Raw genomic sequence first — 9423 nt, 5'->3', positions numbered from 1 at the left:
CAGGTCGCCGTCCGCGTCGGCGATGAACGCGCGCAGGTCGTCGTGCCAGTCGGCGAACGACTCGAGCAGCGCAACCTTCGCCTTGTCCACATCGGAAAAGTCGATCGCGCCCGACGTAGCCCACTCGGCTTCAGCCTGCAGTGCGACGTAGATGTGCAGCGATCCATCGGGATCCCGGTGGCCGAGGATTCCCTTGCCCTCGTCGAGCGCGAACAGCACCCCCGGCCCGACCAGCTTCGCGGCCCGGGGATGACGAGTGTCGGCGTCCTCCAGGTTGAGCTCGACGAACGAGAGCCCGGAGTACAAGGGTTTCGCGTCCGACAGCAGCGGGCGCACCTTCGACCAGGCGCCGTCGGCGCCGATCAGCAGGTCGGTGGTGATGGTGCTGCCGTCGGCCAGCGTCACCTCGTGACGGCCGTTGGCGAGGGGCCGGGCACCGGTGAGCTTCGCGCCCCAGCGAACCGTCCCATCCGGAAGCGAGTTGAGCAGCAGGTCGCGGAGCGAGCGACGGTTGACCTCGGGCCGGTCGCGTTCGCTGCTGCCGTCGCCATCGTCGTCCTCCGCGAGAAGGACGGTGGCGTGCTTGTCGAGGACGCGGGTCGCCTCCCCGCCTTGGTGCACGAGGGCGCGGAACTCGTCGTACAGGCCGGCCGCCCGCAGCGCCCGCTGGCCGGACTCGACGTGGAGGTCGAGCATGCCGCCCTGGGTCCGCGCCGTCGGCGAAGCGTCCAGGTCGAAGACGGCGGACTCGATGCCGTTGAGGTGCAGGACGCGAGCGAGGGTGAGCCCGCCCAGTCCGGCACCGATGATGGCGATGGAATGATATGTAGTCATAGCGAAGTCCCTTCCCGTGGCGTGCTCGAGATCCCGTTGATCAGCACGCGAATTCCCCACTCCAGCCGCGCGTCGCCCGGCCCGGCGAACAGGTCGTCGCCTTGCTCCGCAAGCCGCGGATGCGTCTCGGCGGAGACCGTCCGTACTGCGTCCACCGCCGCTTGCCACTCCCCTGCTGACTCCGAGCCGGCGTGCTCCACAGCTGTAGCTGTCGCGAACTGCAGGAGGAGGTCGATCCCCCAGCCCGCCTGGCCCTTCGGCACGCCACCTTCACTGAGCAACGCGAGGAGCGACTCGATCAGCCGTAGGTAGTTCTTCCCGGAAGGCCTCGCCAGCAGAGCCGACTGCGCGAGCCCCGGATAGTCGAGCAGCATTGCGGTGTAGGACTGAAGTACCTGCGTGAGCCTGGCCTGCCAGTCACCTGTTTCCTTGACCGGCGTGAGATCCACCGCCCCGAGCAGTTCGTCCAGCACGGCCGCATGGAGCTCCGCCGTGTTCCGCACGTAGACGTACAGCGAAGCGGCTCCGGTATCGAGCTCCTGCGCCAACCGCCGCATGGTCACCCGCGCCAGACCCTCGGCGCGCATCAACTCCACGGCCGTCGCCACGATCCCGCTCCGCGTCAACGCCGCCTTGGCCGGCCGCTCCCGCCGACTCCGCGGTCCCGCCTTCTCATCAGTCACGAAGCGAGCCTAACGAACATGTTCGTAACAAACAAGTTCGTAACGAACACGTTCGCCTTCATCAGCAGGTTGCGTCCGAAGAACCTTGGGCTATAGCGCAAGGTTCTTCGGACGCAACGTGGCTTTAGGGGGAGAGTCGGGCGGACTGGACGGTGCTGAGGGTGGTGAGGGCGGTGGCGAGGTGAAGTTTGGCGCCGGCCTGCTCCAGCAGGTTCACCGCGCGGATCGCGGCCTCCTCCGCTTCGGGCAGCCGGCCGGTCTTCGAGTAGACCGCGGCAAGCGCCGTCGCGACCTGGCCTTCCAGGACGGCCATCTCCAGCGGCTCGCACACCTGGGCCGCGAGCTCGGCGTTGGACACGGCGAACTCGAGCTGCTCGTTGGCCAGCCTGGCCAACGCCAGCCCCAGCATCGCCCGGACCTCGACCTCGAGGGACCCAACGTGCCTGGCGAGCGACAAAGCGATGTGGAATCGGTCGATGGCCTCGTCGTAACGCTCCAGCCCGTGCAACGCAGTGCCAAGCGTCGCCTGGACCTCACACTCGGTCCGCACGGCGCCGACCTCCCGCGCGACGCCCAGCGCCTCCCGGGCGGCCCTTTCGGCCGCGTCGAAGTCGCCACCGTCACGATGAATGAGGGCGAGCGCCCCCACCGACATCGCCACCTCGGGCCGCCGGCCCAGCCGTCGGACCGCCGCGATCTCGATGGTCATCAGCGAGCCCGCGAGGTCGATCTGGCCCAGGTCCTGGTAGACGGTCGCGGTCACGTGCAGCGACGCGTTCTCGCCAGGACCCTCGCCCAGCGCCTCGTATTGGGTCCTTGCCTCGGATGCCGCCGCCAGCGCCTCCTCGAGCTTGCCGCTCTGGTGCAGAGCCACCGCCATGTTGCTGGACGCCATCGCCAGCTGCCGTTGGTCGCCGGTACGCCGTGCTGTGTCGGCGGACTGCCTGAGCCATTTGACCCCGGCAATCGCGTCCCCGCTGTCGGCCTCCGCAATCCCCAGGTGGTTGAGCACGCTGATCTCACCACGGACGTCGCCGGCCGCCCGATACAACAGCAACGCTCCGAGCAAGGCCTGCCGTACGGCTGCAGTGTGGCCGCCGTGGAGCAGTGTCATGGCTCGAGCGCGCTGCATCGCGCCCGTGGCCAGCGTCGCGCCGGCTCGTTCGGCGGCGCGCAGCCCTGCGTCGACGACGAGCTGCCAGTCGGCCAGGTGACCGCGGTCGGTGAAGTAGCTCGTCAGCTGATCAGCGAGAAACCACGCCTGCTCGAGCGGTCCGTTGGCCTCGGCATCCAGCACGGCCGCGACCAGGTTCGGTCGCTCGGCATCCAGCCAGTCCAGCGCCTGGGCGACGTCCAGGTCCGCGCTGTCATCGATCGGCTCACGCAGCGGCATGCGCAACTTGTGCGGTGCGAACACTTGCACCGCCGCCGCCGTCTTCCGCAGGTAGAACCCCAGCACTCGCACGCGAGCCGCGTCCCGGCCCGGGTCCAGCTTCGCGTGCTCGGAGGCGTAGATGCGCAGCAGGTCGTGGTGCTGGAACCGACCCGGCCGGTACCGCTGAACCAGATTCGCCTCTACCAGCAGTTCCAGCTGCCGCTGCGCGTCGCCGTACGACGACTCCGCCAGCGCGGCGGCTGTCTCTACGGTGAAGTCGCGTCCAGGGACGAGTCCGAGCAGCCGGAACATCCGCGCCGAGCCCGCCTCGAGTGCCCGGTAGGACGTGTCGAACGCGTTGCGCACGGCCGCATCGGGATCACCCGCGACCGCCAGGTGCGCGAGCCGGTCGCCGTCGCGGAGGTCCTCGAGATAGCGCGACAGTTCGAGATCCGCCCGGATCGCGAAGTTCGACGCCGCGATCCGCAGGGCGAGTGGCAGATGACCACACAGGTCGGCCAACTCCCCCGCCTCGTCGCCATCCACAGAGTGGTCCCGCAACAGCCGGGCAAGCAGGAGCGCGGACTCGTCGGGTTCGAGCTGTCCCACGACGAGCCGATGCGCACCTGCCAGCGCTGTCAGCCCACCAAGGGCCGCACGAGAAGTGACCAGTACTGCGCTGCTCGGCGCGCCCGGCAGGAACGGCCGGACCTGATCTACCCTCGCCGCATCGTCAAGTACTACGAGCACCTGACGACCGGCCAGCCGCGAACGCAACAACGCCGACCGGGCATCGAGCCCGTCCGGCAGTTCGGACCGCGAGACACCGGAGGACACCAGCAGTTCGGCCAGGACCACCTCGGGATCGCGAGGCTGCTCACTCGCACCCGCCAGATGGACGTACCACTGCCCGTCGGGGAACAGCGACCGGATCCGGTGCGCGACGTGGATCGCCAGCGCCGACTTCCCGACCCCGGGCGGTCCCGACACCGCGACGATCGGCACTCCGCCGGCTGGATCGGTGAGCGCCTTCTCGACCCGGCTGATCAGCTCGTCGCGTCCGGTGAAATGCGGTACCTCGAGCGGAAGCTGGTTGTGCACGGACCAGACTTGCCGCGGTTCCTGCTCCTGCTCAGGCGGCGGAGCCAGTCGCACGTCTCCGACCAGGACCGCCTGCTGCAGCTCGCGCAGTTCCGGTCCGGGGTCGATCCCGAGTTCGTCGGCCAGCGTCCGCCGTACGGACTGATAGGCCGCGAGGGCGTCCGCCTGCCGGCCACAGCGGTACAGGGCCACGATCAACTGGGCCCAGATCCCTTCCCGCAAAGGATGTTCGGCAGTGAGGGCCCGCAGCTCGGGGACCAGTCTGGCGTGCAGGCCGAGGCGGAGATCAGCCTCGATCCGGCGCTCCAGCACGCTCATCCGGGTCTCGATCAGAGCGGGAACGTCCTGGCGGTGCAGCCCTTCCGAATCCAGGTCGCTCAGCGGCGCGTCACCCCACAGGTCAAGGGCTTGATGGAGCAAGGCCGCTTCCGTTGTGTCGTCACCGCCGGCCAGAGCATCCGCCTCCGCGACCAGCGCGCGGAACTCGAGCAGATCGAACTGCTCGCGGTCGACCTGGACGAGATAGCCGTCCTGGCTGGTCCGCACCAGCCGCCCATCGTCCTCGAGGGCGGTGCGCAGGCGGGTGACATAGGTCTGAACCGCGGCACGAGTGTTGACCGGCGGATTCTCGCCCCACACCCGATCCGCCAGCACACCCAGCGGCACCGGTTGTCCCGCTCGTAGCAGCAAGGTGGCCAGCAGGGTTCGGGGCTTGCCGGCGAGGGCCACGGGCTCGCCGTCCCGCAGTACGGTCATCGGCCCCAGCACGATGAATCGCAGCCTGCTCGTCACAGAGGCGCCCCCTCAGCTCGCCGAGTGAGGCCCCCATCGTAGTGGCAGAAGGGGGCCCGGTCAGCGGTCAGCTGACCGGGCCCGCTGCTCAGGCGAAGATCTTGAGTTCGTAGATGCGGGCGGCCGGGTCGGTGGTCTGGGTCGGGGTGGTGATGTTCAGGCGAACGTAGCGGGCGGTGACGCCGGTGACGGTGTGGGTCGTCACGGCGGCCGTGTTGGCAGTCACCGTTGCGCGCGTGGTCCAGGTCGAACCGTTGGGCGAGGTCTGGATCGTGAACGCCCTGGTGTTGAAGGACGCCGCCTCACCTCCGGCCGCTGCGTGGGTCACCTCGAACTTGCCGAGAGCCTGGGACGAACCCAGGTCGACCTGCAAGAACTTCGACGCCGCCAGCGAGCAGAACTTGTCGGAGTTGCCACCGGAGACGCTGCCGTTCACAGACTTCGCCGGTCCCTCGGTCGAGGCGCACGCGGCCGAGCCCGTCGCGGGCTTGTTCAGCGCGAGATTCACCGGACCTGTCGTACCGGACATCGCCGACGTCATCTCGCGAGCCCACTGCCACGGAGCCGCGGTGCCACCCGGGTCCGAGTTGAAGTACTCCCAGCCGTCGACACCACCGAAGGCCGGGTACTTCGCGACCAACGCGGCCAGCGTGTTCTTCAGCGTCGGCAACGCCACGTAGCCGCCGCAGTTGGCCGAGTTCGTGACCACGCCGGTGACGACCTTGTTCGGCGTGAACAGGCCGCGGTTGATGATGTTGTCGTAGCCCGTGGTGTTCGCCATCGAGCCCCAGCCGCAGTAGAACTGCGCGTTGTACCAGTCGATCTTCGAGCCGCGATCACGCTCGAGGGTCTCGTAGTTGAACCCGGACAGGTTGCCGCCGCCGCTCAGCGCGGTCGCGACCGGCGCCAGCGTGATGACGAAGCCCGTCCCGAAGTCGGTGGTGAGCTGGTCGATCAGCCGGTTGATGCCGGCCTGCGACATGTTCTCCTCGACGTCCAGGTCGAGCCCGTCCAGCCCGTACGTCGTGACCAGGTTCTTCAGCCTCGGGTAATACTTGTCGAACTCGGTGTCGAGCCGCTGGAAGCTGCCCTGCGCGGCGCCGCCGACGAAGGCCGACACCTTCACCCCCTTGGCCTGCATCGCCTTCAGGTCCGCCCACATCTGGGTGAACTTGGCGGCCTCCGGCGGGTCGTCGTTGAGGTGCACGACCTCCGGGTCGAGGTGGATCGCGCCGACCAGGACGTTGGTGACACCGGTGGTGTTGTCCGTCATCGCCTTGGGCGAGACGTAGACATTGTTCAGGTACTGCGTCTGGTAGTAGACGACCACGCGCTTGCTGTCAGCCGTAGTACCGGCTTGTGCGGCGGGAGCGGACAGCAGTGCGGCGCCGAAGACGGCGGCAGTCGCAGCAGCTAGGGCTTTACGGAACATCAGAACTCCTTCGAACCAAACCAGATGGGCGGTGGGGATGGTCGAACAAGTGGGGTTCTACCCCTTCACGGCGCCCTCCTCAACGCCCTTGAAGAAGAATCGCTGCAGGGTCGCGAACACGATCACGATCGGGATGAACGCGATCATGGTGCCGGCGGCGATCAGCCGCGGGTTGTTGCTGAAGGTGCCGGACAGATACTGCAGCCCGACGGTCAGGGTGTACTTGTCCGGGTCGGTGAGCACGATCAACGGCCAGAGGAAGTCGTCCCAGGCCCCGATGAACGCGAAGATCGCCACCACGCTGATCGTGCCGCGCACCGAAGGCAGGCCGATGTGGACGAACCGCTGCCAGACGTTCGCGCCGTCCACGATCGCCGCCTGGTCCACCTCGATCGGCAGCGAGCGGAACGCGTTGTACATCAGCAGCACGTTCAGCGCCCCGATCATGCCGGGCAGCGCGACCCCGAACAGCGTGTTGGCCAGTCCGAACTCGCGCACTGTCACGTACTGCGAAATGATCGTCACCTCACCGGGCAGCACCAGCGTGGCGAGGAACAACCCGAGCACGAGCTTGCGACCCCGGAAGTTCAGCCGCGAGATCGCGAAGCCGGCCAGCGACGACCCGATGATGTTGCCCCCGACAACCAGGACGGCGACCTGCAGCGAGTTGCGCATGTAGTCCCAGACCGGGATGGTGTCGGCCACCTCGGCGTAGTGCGACAGGGTCGGCTGCGACGGCAGTAGCCGCGGGATCCGGGTGTAGATGTCCTCCCCCGAACCCTTCAGCGAGGTGGACAGCTGCCACAGGAACGGCCCGATCGTGATGATCAGGACGAACACGAGCAGTACGTAGCGGACCACCTTCTCCCGCGGAGACAACGAGTTGAACCCGAACGTCCCCTTCTTCCGCCGCTTGCCCGCAGTACCAGCAGCCTCCGGAACTGCGACAGGCCGCGCCGGGTCGGTCACAACACTCATGCGTCGGCCGCCTTCCGGTTCAGTCGCGCGAGCGCGAGCATCGGGACGACGGTGACGAAGAACAGCACGATCGACAGCGCGGAGGCATAGCCGAGGTTGCCCTCGAAGCCCTGGCTGTACTGCTGGATCAGCATCACCACCGAGTTGTCCCGGCCCCCCGGGCCGCCCTTGCCACCGCTGAGGATGAACAGTTCGGAGAAGACCCGGAGCGCCGACACCGAGATCAGGATCGAGATCAGGATCATCGTGCCGCGCACCCCCGGAATGGTGATGTTGGTGAACCGCCGGAACGCGCTGGCGCCGTCGACGGCCGCGGCCTCGTGCAGTTCGCGGCCGACGTTCCCGAGGGCGGCCAGGTAGATGATCATGTAGTACCCGAGCCCCTTCCAGATCGTCAGGCTGATCGCGCTGAGCAGCAACAGCCACTGGTCACTCAGGAACGGCAGCGGCCCGGAGATCACGCCGAGCTTCTCGGCCAGGCCGTTGACCAGGCCGCGATCGTCCAGGATCCACTGCCAGATCAGCGCCACCACCACGGCCGAGGCGACCACCGGGGTGTAGAAGGCGGTCCGGAAGAAGGTGATCCCGGGCAGCTTCTTCTCCACCAGCACGGCGAGCAGCAGCGGCAGGATGGTCAGGAACGGCAGGCAGACCACCATGTAGATGACGCTGTTGAGCAGCGCCCAGCGCAACTGCTCGTCGTGCAGCAGGGCCTCGAAGTTCTTCAGCCCCACATAGGTGCCGCCGCCGATCGGCCTGGCGTTGGTGAACGACAGGATGACGGTGTTGATCGACGGCCAGAGGTTGAACACCAGCAGCCAGGCGAGTGCCGGGACCACCAGTACCCACGGCGTGAACCAGCGGTGGTAGCGCATCGATCAGGAGGCGAGCAGCTGGTTGGCCTTGGCCACCGCGGCGTCGAGGGCCTGCTGGGACGTCACCTTGCCGGAGATCGCCAGCGAGATCTGCTGGTTGATGAAGTCCTGGGTGGCGCCGCTGATCACCGGCGGCTGCAGCACCTTCGCCTTGGCCAGCGACTCGAACGCGAGCACCTTCGCGTCGGACTCCGGCGTCCCGTCGCTCTTGGAGAAGTACGGGTCGTTCGCGGACGCCTTGGTGCTGGGGAAGATGTTGACGATCTTGGCGAACGCGGCCTGGTTCTCGGCGTTGGTGACGAACCGGGCCAGGGCGATCGCGGCCGCCTGGTTCTTGGTCTTGGCCGACACCGACAGACCCTGCACGTACAGCGGCGGGGTGTCCAGCGCGGGCGACGGGACGACCTTGCCCTTCAGCGACGGGTTGTCCTTGGTGAAGTCCTGGATCGCGGCGCCACCGCCGGTCGTCCAGGCGACCTTGTTCTGGGTGAAGAGCTTGGAGTTGCCCAGGTACTCCTGGGTCAGGATGTCGCGCGGCAGGTAGCCGGCCTTGTAGGCGGCGGCGTACTTGTCCAGCAGCGCGGCGGCCTCCGGGGTGTTGAAGGTGAAGCTCTTGCCGTCGTCGGCCAGCACCTTGACGCCGGCGTTGGTGAAGTCACCGATACCGGGCAGCCGGCTCATCATGTACTCCTTGCCGCCGGACTTGTCGTGCATCACCTTGGCGGCGGCGAGTAGTTCGTCGAAGGTCTTCGGCGGGTTCTTCACGTCCAGCCCGACGGCCGCGAACTTGGTCGCGTTCCAGTAGTCGATGTCGGTGTTCAGGTACCAGGGGTAGCCGAAGGTGCCGTCCTGACCCTCGTACTTGTAGGCCGCGACGCCACCCTCGACGTAGTCCTCGGCGATCTTCGGGTCGGCCGCGCCGACGTCGAGCAGCATGCTCTGCTTGGTCAGCGGCAGGGCAAAGTCCGGCGGCAGGTTCACCACGTCGGGCAGCTGACCGGCCGAGGCCTGGCTCAGCACCTTCTTGTCGTAGCCGTCACCGGGCTGGTCCAGCCAGGTCACCTTGGTGCCCGGGTACTTGGCCTCGAAGGCCTTGATCACGCCCTCGACGTACGAGGTGAACTTCGGCTTCAGGGCCCAGGTCTGGAAACTGACCTCACCCGTCACCTGGGCATTCGCGTCCACGGTCGGCTTACTGTCGGCCGAGGTGTCGCCGGACGAACCGAGGCCACAGCCGGCGAGGGTGAGTGCCGCGACGGCAAGAGCGGCCACCCCGGTCAGACGACGACTACGCATGAGTTTCTCCTGAAGTGATAAACCGGTATAGCTCCTGCACTATCCACATCGTAGAAT

General features: G+C 67.4%; 7 protein-coding genes. All 7 read right to left on the bottom strand.

All coding sequences use genetic code 11. The features are described 5' to 3' along the window. Window positions 1-834 (bottom strand): FAD-dependent monooxygenase (locus tag VFG33_RS11075; protein WP_325025193.1); only part of this gene is annotated, 834 nt, incomplete at its 3' end. Next, window positions 831-1517, bottom strand: coding sequence for a TetR/AcrR family transcriptional regulator (locus VFG33_RS11070; protein WP_325025191.1), 687 nt, complete (start codon window positions 1515-1517; stop codon window positions 831-833). The genes VFG33_RS11075 and VFG33_RS11070, both read right to left, overlap by 4 nt. A gap of 124 nt (window positions 1518-1641) precedes the next feature. Then, window positions 1642-4785 carry an AfsR/SARP family transcriptional regulator gene (locus tag VFG33_RS11065; protein ID WP_325025189.1) on the bottom strand — a complete coding sequence of 1048 codons (3144 nt, stop codon included), beginning with the start codon at window positions 4783-4785 and terminating at the stop codon, window positions 1642-1644. An 88-nt stretch (window positions 4786-4873) separates the two neighbouring features. Then, window positions 4874-6217, bottom strand: a complete 1344-nt coding sequence (locus tag VFG33_RS11060) for a galactose-binding domain-containing protein (protein ID WP_325025187.1) — start codon at window positions 6215-6217, stop codon at window positions 4874-4876. Between the two features lie 57 nt (window positions 6218-6274). Further along, window positions 6275-7195 (bottom strand): carbohydrate ABC transporter permease, encoded by a 921-nt coding sequence (locus VFG33_RS11055; protein ID WP_414672944.1) that lies wholly within the window; start codon window positions 7193-7195, stop codon window positions 6275-6277. Then, window positions 7192-8070: a carbohydrate ABC transporter permease gene (locus VFG33_RS11050; RefSeq protein ID WP_414672943.1), complete on the bottom strand. Its 879-nt coding sequence runs from the start codon at window positions 8068-8070 to the stop codon at window positions 7192-7194. The genes VFG33_RS11055 and VFG33_RS11050 overlap by 4 nt, the downstream gene beginning before the upstream one ends. 3 nt (window positions 8071-8073) lie before the next feature. Continuing rightward, window positions 8074-9366: an ABC transporter substrate-binding protein gene (locus VFG33_RS11045; RefSeq protein ID WP_325025183.1), complete on the bottom strand. Its 1293-nt coding sequence runs from the start codon at window positions 9364-9366 to the stop codon at window positions 8074-8076. Between the last annotated feature and the right edge of the window lie 57 nt (window positions 9367-9423).

The organism is Kribbella sp. (assembly GCF_035687465.1).
GTDB lineage: Bacteria > Actinomycetota > Actinomycetes > Propionibacteriales > Kribbellaceae > Kribbella.
The sequence above is the reverse complement of the archived record's forward strand: the minus strand, read 5'-3'. Positions and strand labels throughout refer to the sequence as shown.